The following is a 16,167-nucleotide window of genomic DNA, read 5'->3' as shown; positions in this document are numbered from 1 at the left end:
CTGAGACAGATTGCACAACCGCCCATGAGAGGCTAGCCATCGAGACTATGACGATGCCTTACGATCAACAGGAGGACACGCCGGACGACGCTTTGTTGGTGCTTTATGCCAACGGCGACGGGGCGGCGGCGCGCACTTTGACGCTGCGGTTGACGCCGCGCGCCTTTGCGCATGCCTTTCGCATGTTGGGGGATCGGGCAGAAGCCGAGGATGTGGCACAAGAGGCCATGATCCGGCTGTTCAAACAGGCGCCTGACTGGCGGCAGGGTGAGGCTAAGGTGACAACCTGGCTGTATCGCGTGACCGCCAATCTGTGCACGGACCGGCTGCGTAAAACCAAAGGGGTGGCGTTGGACGCGATCCCCGAGCCGGAAGACGGTGCCAAATCGGCGGCGCAAGAGATGCAGGACCGCGCCCGTGCGGATGCCTTGCAGAGCGCGTTGGCAACGTTGCCGGAGCGGCAACGGCAGGCGGTCGTGTTGCGGCACATAGAAGGTCAAAGCAATCCGGAGATTGCGGAGATCATGGAGATCAGCGTCGAGGCGGTGGAAAGCCTCACGGCGCGGGGTAAACGGGCGTTGGCAGAGGCTTTGGCCAGCCAGCGCGAGGCACTGGGGTATACCGATGGCTGAGAAGTTTGACGACGATATGCTGGACGATCTGTTTGCAGCGGCCCGTAGCGACAGCCGCGCCACCCCGTCGCCGGATTTGCTGGCACGGGTGTTGAGCGAGGCGGAAGGCCTGCAGATGGCAGTGCCAACGCCGGTGCCGCCACAGCGCCGCAGCCTATGGGCGGCTTTGATGGCGGCAGTCGGCGGCTGGCCCGCACTTAGCGGCGTGGCCATGGCCGGTGTGGCTGGTGTCTGGATCGGGGTGGCCGCGGGCACAACCCTGATGGAAGACACCCTTGGCCTTGATCTTTATGGAGAGACCGCTCAAAGCTACCTCTCCGATCTGGATGACATCTATGCCTTTGATTTTACGGCGGAGGAATGAGCATGACTGAGCCAAATAGCACAAAGCCCAGCCCAAAGCCCCGTCGTTTGACCCGTGCGCTTCTGATCGGGTCGCTGGCCTTAAACGTTCTGATTGTGGGCATTGTCGGCGGCGCCGCGATTGCCATTCGTGGGGATGGTGACAAAGGACCGGTTAGTGACCGGTTTGGCTCGCCGCACATCAAGGCGCTGACCTTTGATGACAAGCGCGAAGTCGGTCGTGCCATTCGCAGCGCCTATCGCAAGAGCAACGTGGATCACCGCGCAGATCATCAGCACTACCAAGAGGCTTTGGCGGTGCTGCGATCTTCGCCCTTAGATGAGGCGGCGCTGCGGGATCTGGTCATGACATTGGATCAGGCGGGTGAACGCCGCCGCGCCATGGCGCGGGATGTGTTCCTGGCCAAAATCCTGTCGATGAGTGATGCGGAACGCGCCGCTTATGCCGACCGGTTGGAAGAGGTGCTGGAACGTGGTCCCAAGGACAAGAAACATCCGTCCAAGGATGGCAAACCACGTCCGCCCAAACAGCCCTGATCTTCATTTGTCCGTAAATATCCCGGGGGAGCCCCATCAAAAGATGGGGCGGGGGCAGCGCCCCCTATATCGCTCGCGTTAAGCTGCAGTGAACGACAGCAGGATCTTGTCGCGCCCGTCTGCCTTGGCGCCATAGAGCGCCTGATCCGCCTGATCGATCAGGGCGCTGGCCAGGCTGTCTTCGCCACCGCCAAATTTGGCTTTCTTGGCTTCCAGCATGTCGCTGCCCATGGCGACCCCGATGCTGACGGTCACAGGGATCTGGATGTCGCGGCCCCGCAGGTAGACGGGTTCTGCGCGCACCACATCACAGAGGCGCTGGGCCACTTTGGCGGCGCTTTCGCGGTTGTCGGTCTGCACCACCACAAGGAACTCTTCGCCGCCCATGCGGGCAATCAAGTCGGCGGATTTAATGTTGGCACGCATGCGGCGGGCAATTTCGGCCAGCACAATGTCGCCAGCGGCATGGCCGTATTTGTCATTCACCTCTTTGAAGTGGTCGAGATCGGCCAGCATCACGGCAAAATCGCCGGTTTGGTCGCTGTGTCCGGTGGCGCGCTGCGCCATGTTGTCCAGATGGGGCATGGCATAGCGGCGGTTGAACAGGCCGGTCAGCGGGTCGGTGACAGAAGCGGTCAGACCGTCTTCGACTTTCTGGCGCAGACGGTCGGTCAGGCGCTTGCGGGCAATCATCTTATCGAGCCGCAGCACAGCCTCTTCGGCATGAAACCCTTCAGCAATCACGTCATTGGCGCCAAGGTCCAGCGCGTTGATCCGCGCGGTGTCGTCGTTTTCATCCAGCACCACCAGCACAGCGGCCTGGCGGGTGGCGGCACGGGCGCGGATTTCCGCGAGCAGGCGCAGGGCTTCTTCGGGCGCGGCCACGGCCAGGGAAATGATGATGGCATCGGGGGCGGTGAACTGCCCCATGTTGCGCATGATGTCGGCTTCCATCTGGTGGCGCAGGGCAAAGGGGGCGAGCTTGGATAGTTGCGCTTGCCAGCGCGCACCTTCGGTTTCATTGCGGGCGGCAATCAGCACGGAAGCAGGGGAGTCAAGCGCAGCGGCGGTTTCGGCGAGGCCGGGAATATGGCCGGTGCTTTCGCGCAGGCGTAGTTCCTCAAAGCTGTTGCGGGCGCGCACGATTGAACGGATGCGGGCCAGTAGCGCGTCGGTGCTGACCGACATGTCAAAGGCGTCTTCCGCCCCCATGCGCAACGCGTCAATTAAGTCGGTGCGATGGCCGTCGGTGTGCACCAGTAAGACCGGCAGGTTGGCCAGCTCGGGGCGCTTCTTGATGACCGAGCATAGCTCAATGGCACTCATATCCACGAGGTCGCCACCGAGCACCAGAAGGTCGGGCGTGACCTCGTTTTCGAGGAGGTCCAAAGCCTCCCCTGCGCTGGCGGCCTGCTCAACCTGAGCGAATGCGCCGGCAAGTTTGACTTTCAACAAAATACGGTTCGCCGAAATGCTGTCGACGATCAAGACACGAGCTGCCATAGAGAAACCTGAAACTGTGGAAAGAAGGGACACGTTCATAATGTGGTATGAATGGTTAACAAACCCTTTCGAAAGTGAGAAAAAATGAGTGTTTCTCAGGAGGTCGCAGAGACCACCGCCCTGAATGCCTTGGCCTGGCTGGTCAACAACGAAGAAGTGTGCTCTGTGTTTTTGGGTTCAACCGGTGCGTCAGTAGAGGATCTGCGAGCCCGGGCGGCAGAGCCTGATTTTCTGGGCTCTGTGCTTGAGTTTATCACTATGGACGACGCCTGGGTGGTTGAGTTCTGCGACAGCAATGCACTCGCCTATGAAGTGCCGATGATGGCGGCTGCGACCTTGCTTGGGACCGCCCGAACTCATTGGACCTGAGCCTAAGATTGGGTTAACGGCGCAGATCCGCTTGCACTGAGGATGGGGGCAGGGCAGGGTCTGCGGCAGGACCACAATGAGGCAAGGCAGATCAAACATGCGCGTAGACGGACTTCTGTTTGACAAGGATGGCACCCTGTTTGATTTCGGGGCGACCTGGAACGGCTGGGCGGCGAGCATGATTGACCGCTTTGCCCAAGGCGACGGGGTGGTGTCGCAACGGATTGCCGATGCTTTGATGTTTGATCTGGCGGCCAAGGCGTTTTTACCGGAAAGCTTTGTGATTGCGGGCACCAACCGCGAGGCGGCAGAGGCGGTGGCAAGTGCATTGCCGGGCTCTGATGTGGACGCCATTGACGAAGAGCTGATGCTGGCCGCCGCAGAGGCGCCACTTGCACCGGCCGTCCCACTTGCGCCGTTGATGGACGGGTTTCGCGAGGTGGGGCTGAAGCTGGGTGTGATGACCAATGACACGGAATACGGCGCCAAGGCGCATTTGACCGAAGCGGGCGTGATGGACCGGTTTGATTTTATCGCCGGGTTTGACAGCGGCTTTGGCGCAAAGCCAGAGCCCGGCCCGTTGCTGGCCTTTGCGGAACATACCAAACTGGCCCCGGCGCGGGTGGCGATGGTGGGGGACAGCACCCACGACCTGATCGCCGGGCGCCGCGCGGGGATGCAGACCGTCGCCGTGCTGACCGGTGTGGCACTGGAGGCAGAACTGGCCCCTCATGCGGATGTGGTTTTGCCCAACATCGGGCATATTCCGGCGTGGATGGCGGCCTGACGTTAAAGTCGCCTAAAGCACTGGAACGCCTTCGTCTGAGTGACCTGTCGCTTGAGAAAACTGAGCAGCTATAGAGTTTGGTTCGCCTGATACTGCGAAGATGTATTGATCAAGCGCGTTCGTACTAGGAGCGTGACGGCTGCCAGTGCAATGCCCAAGAGCAGACACAGGCCAAATTCGAACCATTCCATTCGGTAAAAACCTATAAGCCAAAATGCGACGCAGAACCCGCAAAACAGTGTCGTCATAAAATCGATGATCCGCTCCGGCTTTGCCTGCATCGGGATTGCTAGCGCCAAAACCATGCATCCAAGTGGGACTGCGGCTGCAAAAAATCGGTCCAACTTTGTCGAGAGTTTGGTTCCTTCGTCTGAGCCGATACTTTCAAGGGCCTGTTTTTTGATTTCGGCATCTTTGGAAAATGTGAGGTCTATGATTTTCACGGCTTCATGGAACGCCTCAATCCGCATTGAGGAGGTTGCCACTTCGAGAGCGACAGCCAGCATTGTTGGAAGAATGAAGACCAATAGGTAGCGAAAGGCAATCATGGGTTCGAGTTCTCATTTGAAGTTATTGATGAATATCGGTGGTCAAATGCGCAGGGTCAAACGACTTCGATTATCGATGCTGGGTCGCTTTTTCAGAGTGACACTCAAAGGTCCTGTGGCAAAAACGACAGCTTTTGTCGTAAACGCGCAGACTCGGGCGCAGCGATCGCTTTTGCTTTTCCCAACACGAAGGGGAGGCAGCGATGTCGGACACAGACAGCAAACCCAAAGGGCGGCGCGGCGGAGGGCGCGCGGGCAATGCGGCGCGGCGCAAGAGATCCGGAGTGATCGAACAAATGCCCTGGCGCTTGCCGGTCAACACGGATCGCCCGACGGAACCTCTCTCCGCAGACGGGGTGCAGGCCATCCATGAGGGCGCGATGCGCATCCTCGAAGAGATTGGCATCGCGTTTTACAACAATGAGGCTCGGGACATCCTGAAAGCTGCCGGCTGCAAGGTGGTGGACGATCAGGTCTTCTTTGATCGGACCTTTGTGATGGAGATGGTTGGCAAAGCGCCCGCGCGTTGGACCATGACCCCGCGCAATCCAGAGCGCCAGCTGGTGATGGGGGACAATCATATCCTGTTTGGCAATGTCTCCAGCCCGCCAAACTATTGGGATCTGGAACTGGGGCGTAAAGTGCCCGGTACGCGGGAGCAGTGTGCCAACCTGCTTAAGCTGACGCAGTATTTCAATTGCATCCATTTCACTGGCGGCTATCCGGTGGAGCCGCAGGACATCCACCCCTCGATCCGGCATCTGGATGTGTTGTTTGACGCGCTGACGCTCACTGACAAGGTGGTGCATGCCTATGCCTTGGGCCCAGAGCGGGTTGAGGACGCAATGGAGATGGTGCGGCTGGCAGGGGGGCTGAGCCATGAGGCGTTTGAGGCCAGCCCGCGCATGTTCACCAACATCAACTCGACCTCGCCGCTAAAACACGATCACCCGATGATGGACGGCTGGATGCGCATGGCGCGGCGCAATCAGGGCCTTGTGGTCACGCCGTTCACCTTGGCGGGGGCGATGGCGCCTGTGACCATGGCGGGCGCGGTGGCGCAGTCGCTGGCCGAAGCCTTGAGCGCGGTGGCACTGGCGCAATACATCCGCCCCGGCGCCGCCTGTGCAATTGGCACCTTTACCAGCAACGTCGACATGAAGTCGGGCGCGCCGGCTTTTGGCACGCCGGAATATATGCGCGCCACACAGATGACCGGGCAAATGGCGCGATTTTACGGCTTGCCGATGCGCGCCAGCGGTGTCTGTGCCGCCAACGTACCAGACGGGCAGGCGATGTGGGAGACCTGTAACAGCCTGTGGAGTGCGGTGCAGTCTGGCACCCATATGGTCTATCACGCAGCGGGCTGGCTCGAAGGCGGGTTGATTGCGAGTCCTGAGAAATTTGTCATGGATTGCGAAGAACTACAGATGATTCAGCGCTATCTGGCGCCGGAGATATGTGCCACGGGTCCAGAGGAAATTGCCTTAGATGCCATCGCCGAGGTCGGCATCGATGGGCACTTCTTTGGCATCGATCACACGCAGGAACGCTATACCACAGCCTTTTATCAGCCGTTTGTCTCTGACTGGCGCAATTTTGAGGCGTTTGAGGCTGCGGGCGGCACGTGGACGGCGGAGCGGGCGCATCACCTTTACAAGGATATTCTGGCCGAGTTTGACGCCCCGCCCATGCCGCCGGAGCATCGCGCGGCCTTGGTGGAGTTTGTGGCCAAACGCAAAGAAGAGGGCGGTGCCCCCACGGATTTCTGAGGCGTTTGTACAATTTGCGCCGGGCGCGCCTGCCAGAATTGTCACATGCGACCTTTGCTATAAATCATTGTTTTTGAAACGCTCCCCGCTATAAACGCCGCACAGGGTTGCAGGAGGGGTACCATGCACACTCAGGGCGGGCGCACGGTGACAGGGCGCGCGGAGATGGCTGTTGTCGGGTCTGTTGCAGGCCTGGCGATCTGGGCATTGGTGGAGCATCTCCCCGATGTCATCGACCATCCGCATGTCTATTTGGCCGTGACCTCTTTTGTGGCGGGCTTTTTTGCCGTTTTGATGGGGCTGAGCGGTCCGTACCGCGTGGCGCGCGCGGCGCTTCCGGCCCTCTGGCTGTCCGCGTTGGCGGCGCTTCTGGTGACCTGGGCGGGCTGGCGCTTTGACACGCTGGAGGCTTTTGCCGAAGCCGGGCACCCGATCATGGCCTGGGGGGTGTTTGTCACCATTGGCACGCCGTTTGCGGCCGCGCTGCTGCGCGATCATCACAGCTTGCGCGACTACGGTCACCTGTTTGACGTGAGTTGGAGCATTCTGGTGCGCTACTCAGCCGGTTGGCTATTTGCCGGGCTGTTTTGGGCTGTGCTGTTCATGAGCCATGCGCTTTTGGAGATTGTCGGCCTCACCATCATTGAGGACATCCTCGACATTGACGGCGTGCCTTACGTGGTCACGGGCTTTGCGCTGGGGCTGGGGCTGTCGGTGGTGCATGAGATGCGCGAATACCTGTCACCTTTCCTGGTGCTGCGCCTGTTGCGGCTGTTGGTGCCGGTGGTGCTGGCGGTGGTGCTGATCTTTGTAGTGGCGGCGCTGGCGCAGGATCCGGGCAATCTGTTTGGTTCTTTGAGCCGCACGGCGGTGCTGTTGTTTGTGGGGCTGGCGATGATCTGCCTTGTGAGCATTTCGTTGGACCGTGGCGACGCGGATGCGGTGCGCTCGCGGTGGATGCGGCTGTGTACGGCGGCGCTGGCGCTGTTGTTGCCGGTGATTGCCGGGTTGGCGATATACGCGCTGTCGTTGCGGGTGGTGCAATATGGCTGGACACCGGCACGGTTGGCGGCGGCGGCGACCGCTGCAATTGTGGCTCTGTATGCGCTGACCTATGCAGTGGCGGTCGTGCTGCGCGGCCCTTGGATGGCGCGCATTCGTCAGGCCAATATTCTGGTGGCAGTGGTTGTGCTTGTGACTGCAGCGGCCTGGCAAAGCCCGCTGCTGAATGCGGAGCAGATCTCCACCACGTCGCAGGTCGCGCGTATCGAAAACGGAAGTGTGCCGGTGCCGGATATGGCGCTGTATGAGCTGGCCCATGATTGGGGCAAGCCGGGGCAGGCGGGGATCGCCCAGCTCCAAGAAGGCGCGGCGCAGACAGACACGGCCCTTCAGGCGCAGGTGACCAAGGTACTGGCAGCCGACAGCCGTTGGCAGTTCGAGCGCGGACAGGTGGACCGCCGGTTAGAGACCCAGGCGGCGGAAATCCACGCGAATTTGACCGTGTTGCCGCAAACGGCCGCAGTGACTGTGAAGATGCTGGAGGACTGGCCAAGCTACAGGCTGCGAGAATGGTCCAAAAGCTGTGTAAACAACCCCGATCCGGGCTGTGTTTTGCTGCTGGATCAGTTCGCACCGGAGCAGGGCGCGCAGCAGGGTGTGCTGTTTATACCGGCTGAAAACCGCAAATTTGACGTATTTAGCGTGTTTGTTGATGGGCAGTATCTCGCCATAGGTGCAAATCTGACGCCATTTGGCGGCAAAGAGGTGACGGTGGTGGAAGTCCGCTCTATATTGGAGGGGCGCTATGAGGTTGCTCCCAGCAGCCGGCGCTCACTCTGGATCGGGGACGTGGAAGTGTTCCCGGAATTCTGAGGCTGTTGGGAAAATCTTAAGGTGAGTCTGGTCTTATGGACCACGACGAATGAGGTGACGTTATGCATGGGTTGGTCAACAGGGCGATACAATGCTTTGTCCGTGACAGTTATGGGCTGTCGCGCTGGCTCGAGGTGACTCGCCGCGCGGGTGTCGAAGTCACGGATTTCGAGGCCATGCTGCACTATGATGATGACATCACCGACAACCTGATTGCTGCGGCCAAGGACGTGATTGGCGTGCCTGAGGAAACCGTGCTTGAGGACATCGGCACCTATCTCGTGACCCATCCCAATGTGGAGGCGCTGCGTCGGTTGCTGCGCTTTGGCGGGGTGGATTTTGTCGATTTCCTGCATTCGCTGGACGAGTTGCCGGATCGCGCCAAATTGGCGGTGGATGATCTGGACCTGCCGTCGATGGAGGTGCGCCAGCATTCCGCCGAGTCCTTTAGCTTGACGTGCAAGGGCGACCGCCCGGGGTTTGGTTATGTGATGATTGGCATTCTGCGGACACTGGCGGATGACTATGGCGCACTGGTGTTTCTGGAGCATCGCGGCGGCCAGGCGGATTCCGAAGTGATTGACATCACCCTGGTGGAGCAGGCTTTTGCCAGCGGGCGCGAGTTTGAGTTGGGAGCACGGGCCGGATGACTGAGGTTCAAGACTGCTGCGATATTCTGGACACGCTGGACGTGCTCTGCCCGATGCATGTGCGTCTGGACAAGTTTGGCAAGATCACCCACGCGGGGCCAACCGTGACCAAGCTTTACGGCGATCAAACCATTCTCGGAAACCGGTTTCTGGAAGCGTTTGAGCTGAACCGACCACATTCCATCACCTCGATGGACACGCTTTTGGCGGCGGCAGGGAAGAAGCTGCACTTGAAAAAACGCGTGGAGCCGCAGACCGGCCTCAAAGGCGTGTTGATGCCGTGCAGCGATGGCGGTGCAATTGTGAACCTGAGTTTTGGCATCTCCATTCTGGACGCGGTGCAGGAGTACTCCCTGAACGCGTCGGACTTTGCCGCAACGGACCTGACCATCGAGATGCTCTATCTGGTGGAGGCGAAATCTGCCGCCATGGAAGCGCACCGCAAGCTGAACCAACGTTTGCAAGGCGCCAAGATTGCCGCCGAGGAGCAGGCCTATACCGACACGTTGACTGGTCTGAAAAACCGTCGTGCGCTGGATCACATCCTGCCGCGCATGGTCGAAGACCGCACGCCGTTTGGCTTGCTGCATGTGGATCTCGACTTCTTCAAAGAGGTCAATGACACCAAGGGCCACGCGGCCGGGGACGTTGTGTTGCAGCATGTTGCCAAGGTGTTGGTAGACAGCAGCCGTGGCGACGATGTGGTGGCGCGGGTTGGCGGCGATGAATTTGTGCTGGTGATCAATGGCACCATTGATGAAGAAATCTTGGGGCGGATCTGCACCCGGATCATCAAAGAGGTGGAGCGTCCGGTCGCTTACAAAGACAGTCTGTGCAAGATCTCGGCCAGCGTGGGCATTGCGATCTATGACGGTGAGGGCGATGCCTCTGCCGAGCAATTGATGGATGATGCGGATGTGGCGCTTTATGCGTCCAAGCATGACGGCCGCGCGACCTATACGCTCTACACGCCGAAACTGCGCGAAGACAGCCCGCTCGCCATCAATCACTAAGTGCCTGAAACCAGGGTAAGGTCAAAGCTGCGCGATGCGCTGCTTGCTTTCGCTTGCGACAAAATCCACAAACAGGCGGATTTTTGGGTCCTGCAATTTGCGGTGTGGATAGAGGCATCCAAACGACGCGGGCAGAGGCGGGGTGTTGGACAATACTTCCACCAACGCGCCACTTTTTAGGTGTTGTGCCACGTCAAAACGTGGTTTGTTGGCAATCCCAGCCCCTTCCAGCGCCCACTGAGTGAGCACGTCGCCATCATCGGCATCATAGCGGCCTTTGGCCTCGATCTTGCGCAATCCAGCCTCAGTTTGCAGGGTCCAGAAATACTCCGGGCTGCGCGGAAACCGCAGCAACAGGCAGTTGTGATCCCCCAGTAGATCATCCGGCGTTTGCGGGGTGCCATGCGTCTCCAGATACTCTGGCGCGGCCACCAGCACCCGGTCACAATCGGCAATTTTGCGCAGCTTCAGATTGCTGTCTTTGAGTTCGCCCAACACAAAGGCCACGTCCAGCCCGTCTTCAAACAAGTCCACCTTTCGGTCTGACAAGCGCAGCTGCACATCCACATTGGGGTATTTGTCAGCAAAAGCCGGAATGAGCGGCGCGACAATGCGACGGCCCACGCCAAGCGGCGCGGTCACGCGGATGGTGCCGCGCGGCTTGTCGGAAAACCCGGCCACCACCGCCTCGGCCTCATCCAGGGTCTCGATCACCTTGCGGGCGTGATCGTAAAACACCTTGCCCACCTCAGTCGGGGAGAGGTTGCGGGTGGTGCGATTGAACAGGCGCACGCCCAAGCGGCTTTCCAGTTCCTTCACGCGGTTGGAGGCCACAGCCGGGGTCAGGCGCAAGTCGCGGCCGCCCGAGGTGATGGAGCCAAGTTCCACCACGCGCACAAAGACTCGCAGGCTTTCCAGATAGGGCATGAGAGCACCTCCTTAAGGGATTGTGCCTCAATAGCGCGCGTTTGGGAATTTGATTTTCAATAAATCATTGAAATAGATTTGCCAAAACCCCCGTTTCATTGAAGGCTAGGCGGCAGGTAGAGTGGATCAAGGCCACTTCCGTGCCGACTCCCAGCAAGAGGTCAGGATGCAGCACCGCAGCGAAATTCGGTTTTTACTCAACGGGCGCAACATTGCGCTTTCAGACGTTGGAGCAGATGACACGCTCCTTGATTTTTTGCGCATTGATCAACGGCTTACCGGCTCCAAAGAGGGTTGTGCCGAGGGCGATTGCGGAGCCTGTACCGTCTTGGTTGGGCGGCTGACGGATGGCGGGCTGGTCTATGAGACCGTGAATGCCTGCATCCGTTTCCTGGCCTCGTTGGATGGCTGCCACGTGGTTACCATCGAGTACCTTGGTGGGCCGGAGGGCCGTCTGTCGCCGGTGCAACAGGCGATGGTGGAGCATCACGGCAGCCAATGTGGCTTCTGCACACCGGGCATTGTGATGTCGCTCTATGCGCTGTGGATGCAGCATGAGCACCCAACTGTGAAGCAGGTGGAGACCGCGTTGCAGGGCAACCTGTGCCGCTGCACCGGCTACGCGCCCATCATCCGCGCCGCACAGGAAGTGACCAACTATGGCACGCCTTCTGCGGAACACCTCGCGACTGAACGAGAAGGAGTTGTGGCCTCCCTCAACGCTCTGCGCGATGGCAAGCGGGTTGAAGTTGCCAAAGGCGACAGTCGCGCCATTCTGCCAGCAGATGTGGATGACCTTGCCGCTGTGCTGGAAGCCGAGCCTGAGGCGACCATCATTGCCGGCTCCACCGATGTAGGGCTCTGGGTGACCAAGTTTCTCAAGCGGATTTCGCCGGCGGTCTTCATTGGTCAGCTGGATGGGCTGAAGGCCATCTCAGTCTCTGAGAATGCCGTCACCATCGGTGCGGGCGTGACTTACACCGAAGCACAGGATGTGATTGCGGAACATTACCCACACCTGAGCGACTATTGGGACCGCATCGCCGGCTGGCAGGTGCGCAACATGGGCACCGTGGGCGGTAATATTGCCAATGGCTCACCGATTGGGGACACCCCACCAGTGCTGATCGCTTTGGGCGCCTCGATCACGCTGCGCAAAGGCGCGACCCGTCGTGTATTGCCGCTTGAAGAGTTTTTCATCGCTTATGGCAAGCAGGACCGCGCCGCCGGTGAGTTTGTCGAAAGCATCACAATTCCGCGTGTCTCCACCGGCCTCCATGCCGCCTACAAGATTTCCAAACGCCGGGATGAAGACATCTCTTCTGTGGCTGTGGGCATGACTGTGCAGGTCGAAAATGGTATGATCACCGCAGCTGTGCTGGCCTTTGGGGGCATGGCTGCCACGCCAAAACGTGCCGCCGCCGCCGAAGCCGCTCTTGTCGGCCAGCCATGGAGCGAAGCCACTTTGGTGGCTGCCGCAGACAAACTGCCAGAAGACTTCCAGCCGCTGACCGACATGCGGGCCAGCGCGGACTACCGCATGAAAGTTGCGCAAAACCTGTTCCGCCGTTTCTGGCATGAAACCAATGGCGACACCGCCCGTCTGGCCAGCGCGTAAGGAGAAAAAACTATGAAACAGACCGTCTCCATTCGCGGTTCCGCCCACACCGATCTGATCCACGACAGTGCGATCAAACATGTCTCCGGCGCGGCAGATTATTGCGATGATATTGCCGAGCCGATTGGCACGTTGCACGCCTATTTTGGCACCGCCAAAGTGGCCCACGCTGAAATCAAATCGATGGACCTCTCCGCCGTGCGCGCCGCGCCCGGTGTGGTTGGGGTTCTGACCGCCGAAGATGTGCCGGGCGTGAACGACGTAAGCCCCACAGGGCGTCATGACGAGCCGCTGTTTGCCACCGAGAAAGTCGAGTTCTGGGGGCAGGTGTTGTTTGCAGTTGTGGCGGAAAGCCGCGACATTGCCCGCCGTGCCGTGGAACTCGCAAAGATCGACTACATGCCGCTCCCGCATGTGATTGAGGCTGACGAGGCGGTGGCCAAAGGCTACCCGCATGTTACGCCTCCGATGACTCTGCGCCGTGGCGACGTGGCGGAAGGGCAGGCTGAGGCGGCACACCGCATTCATGGCCAAATGCGCATTGGTGGTCAGGACCACATGTATCTGGAAGGCCATATTGCCTTTGCCATGCCTGGCGAAGATGATGATGTGATCGTGCATTCCTCCACGCAGCACCCCAGCGAGGCGCAGCATATGGTGGCCCATGTTTTGGGCGTGCCCTCCAACGCCGTGGTGGTGAACGTGCGCCGCATGGGCGGTGGATTTGGTGGCAAAGAAAGCCAGATGAACCAGTTCTGTGCGGTGGCAGCATTGGCCGCGAAAAAATGGAACCGCGCGGTGAAAATCCGCCCGGACCGCGATCAGGACATGGAAAGCACCGGCAAGCGGCATGATTTTGTCGTGGACTACGACGTGGCCTTTGACGATGAGGGCAAAATCCAGGCGGTGGACAACACCTTTGCCGCGCGTTGTGGCTGGACCTCCGACCTATCCGGGCCTGTGACGGACCGCGCGCTGTTCCACGCGGACAACGCCTACTTCTACCCGCACGTCAAACTGCAAAGCCGCCCGATGAAGACCAACACGGTCTCCAACACCGCCTTCCGTGGCTTTGGTGGCCCGCAGGGTGTGGTTGCCGCAGAGCGTATGATGGAAGAGATTGCCTACAAGCTCGGCAAAGACCCGCTGGAGGTGCGTAAGGCGAACTTCTATGGAAATACTGACCGCAACGTGACGCCCTATCACCAGACGGTGGAAGACAATGTCATGCCGCGGTTGGTGGAAGAGCTGGAGCAAAGCTCGGATTATCAGGCACGGCGCCAAGCTGTGCTGGCACACAACGCCAAAGGCGGCATCATCCGCAAGGGCATCTCGCTCACGCCGGTGAAATTCGGGATCAGCTTCACCGCCACCTGGTACAATCAGGCCGGAGCGCTGGTGCACATCTACAATGACGGCTCCATCATGCTGAACCACGGTGGCACCGAGATGGGGCAGGGGCTGAACACCAAGGTGGCGCAGGTTGTGGCCGAGGCCTTCCAGGTGGATTTCGACACCATCAAGATCACCAAGACCACCACAGAGAAAGTGCCCAATACCTCCGCCACGGCAGCGAGTTCCGGCACCGATCTGAACGGCATGGCGGCATTGAATGCCTGTGAGCAGATCAAAGAGCGCCTGATCCGCTGGGCCTGTGACCACTTTGGCGTTGATGCGTTGTTGGTGAAATTTGCACCAAACGAAGTGCACGTCGGCGATCAGGTTTTTGCCTTTGGCGACTTCATAAAGCAGGCCTATATGGCGCGGGTGCAGCTCTGGGCCGCAGGCTTTTATAAGACGCCAAAAATTCACTGGGACCGCGAAAAGGGCCAGGGCCGTCCGTTCTACTACTACGCCTACGGCGCGGCAGTGGCCGAGGTCTCTGTGGACACGCTGACCGGCGAATACACCGTGGATCGGGCCGATGTGCTGCATGATGTGGGCAAGTCGCTGAACCCGATTTTGGACAAAGGTCAAGTTGAGGGCGCCTTCATTCAAGGCATGGGCTGGCTCACCACCGAGGAACTGAAGTGGGATGACAAAGGCCAGCTGCGCACCCATGCGCCGAGCACCTACAAGATCCCGCTGGCGGGGGATATCCCGCGCGAGTTCAACGTCAATCTGGCCGATTGGTCAGAGAATCGCGAGTTGACCATCAAGCGCTCCAAAGCGGTGGGGGAACCGCCGTTTATGCTGCCAATCTGTGTGTTTGAGGCGCTGGGCATGGCGGTGGCATCGGTGGCGGATTACGCAGAGTGTCCGCGTTTGGACGCACCTGCGACGCCAGAGTGCGTGCTGATGGCGGTGGAGCGTTTGCGCGGATGAAAGCGGCCGACCTCATAGCATTTTTGCAGCGTGAAGCGCGGGCCATGCGGGTGGAGATCACCCGCGTGCGCGGCAGCTCTCCGCGTGAAGAAGGCGCTGTGATGGTGGTGTCGCCCACGGCAATGGTGGGTACGATTGGCGGCGGACAGTTGGAGTATATGGCTTTAGATGAGGCGCGTAAGTTGCTGAAACTAAGTCAGTTCTCCGGCTTCATGGATGTGCCATTGGGACCGGAGATAGGCCAGTGTTGCGGCGGGCGTGTGGAAATCACGCTCACTGAAATGGACAGCACGGCGCGTGCAAATCTGGTGGCTGAGGTTGAGGCGCAAGAGGCCGCGTTGCCCCATGTCTACGTCTTTGGCGCGGGGCATGTTGGCCGCGCGCTGGCGAACTTGTTCCAGCATTTGCCGGTTCGTTGCCTTCTGGTGGACAGCCGCACAGAAGAGTTGGGGCTGTCGCTGGCCAATGTAGAAAAACGCCTGACCGCCTTGCCCGAAGCCGAGGTGCGCGGTGCGCCCGCGGGCAGTGCCTTCATTGTGCTTACCCACGATCATGCGCTGGATTTTCTGCTGACCGCAGAGGGGCTGGCCCGCACAGATGCGCGCTGGGTCGGCATGATTGGTTCGGCCACCAAACGGGTGAAATTTGAGCGCTTTGCTCAAAGCGAATGTGACGGTTTGAGTGCGGCGGCGCTGCAGTGCCCAATTGGGGCTGGCGGCAGCACGGACAAACGCCCCGAGGTAATCGCGGCGATGGTGGTGGCCGACGTGATGACGGCCTTGACCACCGCGCCGGCGGATCAATTGGTTGAGGCTCGGACGTAACTCAGCCCTTTCGCTGATGGTAAGTCAGCGCCATCACCGCCATGATGTGCAACGCCTCTTCCGGCAGGTGCTTTTCGAGTGAAATGTGCACAGCGCGTGTCCCGTCGTAGTCGAACAGATCGCCAAACCTGTGCCGCCAGGCCTCCACCAGCGTTGTCTGGCAATGCACCAACATCTCGACCCGCTCTGGCGATTTTTGTGACCAGCTTAACCGGATCGGTGTGCCTTTGCGCTTCGGGGGCGCAAAGCTGGGTTGTCCCCATTTAAGGTTTTCCTCCAACGGCGCGGCGTTGCTGGCCTCCGCCGCCGCACGGATGATGTCGCGCAGGTTTTCCAAATGGATGCGCGCGCCTTGCGGAAGGCTGGCGAAGTAGGGTTCCACGGACATGGTGATCTTTCTGCGAATGGTTTGGTCACAAAACAG

16 protein-coding genes are annotated in these 16,167 nt (G+C 59.7%); 12 read left to right on the top strand and 4 right to left on the bottom strand.

Annotation, left to right across the window (positions count from 1 at the left end; all coding sequences use genetic code 11):
• Positions 1 to 47: 47 nt before the first annotated feature.
• The 3 genes from SIB92_RS07440 to SIB92_RS07430 are packed head-to-tail and all read left to right on the top strand — an operon-like array spanning position 48 to position 1,532.
• Positions 48 to 632, top strand: a complete 585-nt coding sequence (locus SIB92_RS07440) for an RNA polymerase sigma factor (RefSeq protein ID WP_412555196.1) — start codon at positions 48 to 50, stop codon at positions 630 to 632.
• Entirely contained in the window at positions 625 to 996 is a 372-nt protein-coding gene (locus SIB92_RS07435) for a hypothetical protein (protein ID WP_412555195.1), read from the top strand. Before SIB92_RS07440 ends, SIB92_RS07435 begins: the two co-directional genes overlap by 8 nt.
• 2 nt (positions 997 to 998) lie before the next feature.
• Positions 999 to 1,532 carry a periplasmic heavy metal sensor gene (locus tag SIB92_RS07430; RefSeq protein ID WP_412555194.1) on the top strand — a complete coding sequence of 178 codons (534 nt, stop codon included), beginning with the start codon at positions 999 to 1,001 and terminating at the stop codon, positions 1,530 to 1,532.
• Positions 1,533 to 1,610: 78 nt separating this feature from the next.
• On the opposite strand, the gene SIB92_RS07425 is transcribed toward SIB92_RS07430, so the two are convergent.
• Positions 1,611 to 3,035 carry a diguanylate cyclase gene (locus SIB92_RS07425; RefSeq protein WP_412555193.1) on the bottom strand — a complete coding sequence of 475 codons (1,425 nt, stop codon included), beginning with the start codon at positions 3,033 to 3,035 and terminating at the stop codon, positions 1,611 to 1,613.
• Between the two features lie 84 nt (positions 3,036 to 3,119).
• Here SIB92_RS07425 and SIB92_RS07420 point away from each other — a divergent pair, with 84 nt between their 5' ends.
• Complete coding sequence (locus SIB92_RS07420; RefSeq protein WP_412555192.1) at positions 3,120 to 3,404, top strand: DUF3572 domain-containing protein; 285 nt, start codon at positions 3,120 to 3,122, stop codon at positions 3,402 to 3,404.
• Positions 3,405 to 3,501: 97 nt separating this feature from the next.
• Positions 3,502 to 4,191, top strand: coding sequence for an HAD family hydrolase (locus SIB92_RS07415; RefSeq protein WP_412555191.1), 690 nt, complete (start codon positions 3,502 to 3,504; stop codon positions 4,189 to 4,191).
• A gap of 68 nt (positions 4,192 to 4,259) precedes the next feature.
• On the opposite strand, the gene SIB92_RS07410 is transcribed toward SIB92_RS07415, so the two are convergent.
• Positions 4,260 to 4,739: a hypothetical protein gene (locus tag SIB92_RS07410; RefSeq protein ID WP_412555190.1), complete on the bottom strand. Its 480-nt coding sequence runs from the start codon at positions 4,737 to 4,739 to the stop codon at positions 4,260 to 4,262.
• 203 nt (positions 4,740 to 4,942) lie between these two features.
• Here SIB92_RS07410 and SIB92_RS07405 point away from each other — a divergent pair, with 203 nt between their 5' ends.
• The 4 genes from SIB92_RS07405 (at position 4,943) to SIB92_RS07390 (ending at position 10,049) form a co-directional block, all read left to right on the top strand.
• Complete coding sequence (locus SIB92_RS07405) at positions 4,943 to 6,511, top strand: trimethylamine methyltransferase family protein (protein ID WP_412555189.1); 1,569 nt, start codon at positions 4,943 to 4,945, stop codon at positions 6,509 to 6,511.
• Positions 6,512 to 6,634: 123 nt separating this feature from the next.
• On the top strand, positions 6,635 to 8,386 hold the full coding sequence (locus SIB92_RS07400) for a DUF4153 domain-containing protein (protein WP_412555188.1): 1,752 nt from the start codon (positions 6,635 to 6,637) through the stop codon (positions 8,384 to 8,386).
• Between the two features lie 62 nt (positions 8,387 to 8,448).
• The gene (locus tag SIB92_RS07395) at positions 8,449 to 9,036 is read left to right on the top strand and encodes a heme NO-binding domain-containing protein (protein ID WP_412555187.1); all 588 of its coding nucleotides are present in this window, start codon (positions 8,449 to 8,451) and stop codon (positions 9,034 to 9,036) included.
• Positions 9,033 to 10,049 (top strand): diguanylate cyclase, encoded by a 1,017-nt coding sequence (locus SIB92_RS07390; RefSeq protein WP_412555186.1) that lies wholly within the window; start codon positions 9,033 to 9,035, stop codon positions 10,047 to 10,049. The genes SIB92_RS07395 and SIB92_RS07390 overlap by 4 nt, the downstream gene beginning before the upstream one ends.
• 21 nt (positions 10,050 to 10,070) lie before the next feature.
• Here the strand turns inward: SIB92_RS07390 and SIB92_RS07385 are convergent, their stop codons facing one another.
• A complete protein-coding gene (locus SIB92_RS07385; protein ID WP_412555185.1) occupies positions 10,071 to 10,976 on the bottom strand; it encodes a LysR family transcriptional regulator in 906 nt (301 codons plus the stop codon).
• A gap of 166 nt (positions 10,977 to 11,142) precedes the next feature.
• On the opposite strand from SIB92_RS07385, the gene xdhA reads away from it, so the two are divergent.
• From xdhA to xdhC, 3 genes are read left to right on the top strand one after another with little or no spacing between them, the layout of a single operon-like run.
• Positions 11,143 to 12,594 carry a xanthine dehydrogenase small subunit gene (xdhA, locus tag SIB92_RS07380; protein ID WP_412555184.1) on the top strand — a complete coding sequence of 484 codons (1,452 nt, stop codon included), beginning with the start codon at positions 11,143 to 11,145 and terminating at the stop codon, positions 12,592 to 12,594.
• A gap of 12 nt (positions 12,595 to 12,606) precedes the next feature.
• Positions 12,607 to 14,919: a xanthine dehydrogenase molybdopterin binding subunit gene (gene xdhB / locus SIB92_RS07375; RefSeq protein WP_412555183.1), complete on the top strand. Its 2,313-nt coding sequence runs from the start codon at positions 12,607 to 12,609 to the stop codon at positions 14,917 to 14,919.
• On the top strand, positions 14,916 to 15,743 hold the full coding sequence (gene xdhC, locus SIB92_RS07370) for a xanthine dehydrogenase accessory protein XdhC (RefSeq protein ID WP_412555182.1): 828 nt from the start codon (positions 14,916 to 14,918) through the stop codon (positions 15,741 to 15,743). The genes xdhB and xdhC overlap by 4 nt, the downstream gene beginning before the upstream one ends.
• A gap of 1 nt (position 15,744) precedes the next feature.
• Here xdhC and SIB92_RS07365 read toward each other — a convergent pair whose 3' ends face one another.
• The gene (locus tag SIB92_RS07365; protein ID WP_412555181.1) at positions 15,745 to 16,131 is read right to left on the bottom strand and encodes a DUF1801 domain-containing protein; all 387 of its coding nucleotides are present in this window, start codon (positions 16,129 to 16,131) and stop codon (positions 15,745 to 15,747) included.
• Positions 16,132 to 16,167 lie beyond the last annotated feature (36 nt).

This window comes from Shimia sp. MIT1388, from assembly GCF_047124445.1.
Lineage (GTDB): Bacteria > Pseudomonadota > Alphaproteobacteria > Rhodobacterales > Rhodobacteraceae > Shimia.
This window is presented reverse-complemented; position numbering and strand designations above follow the sequence as displayed.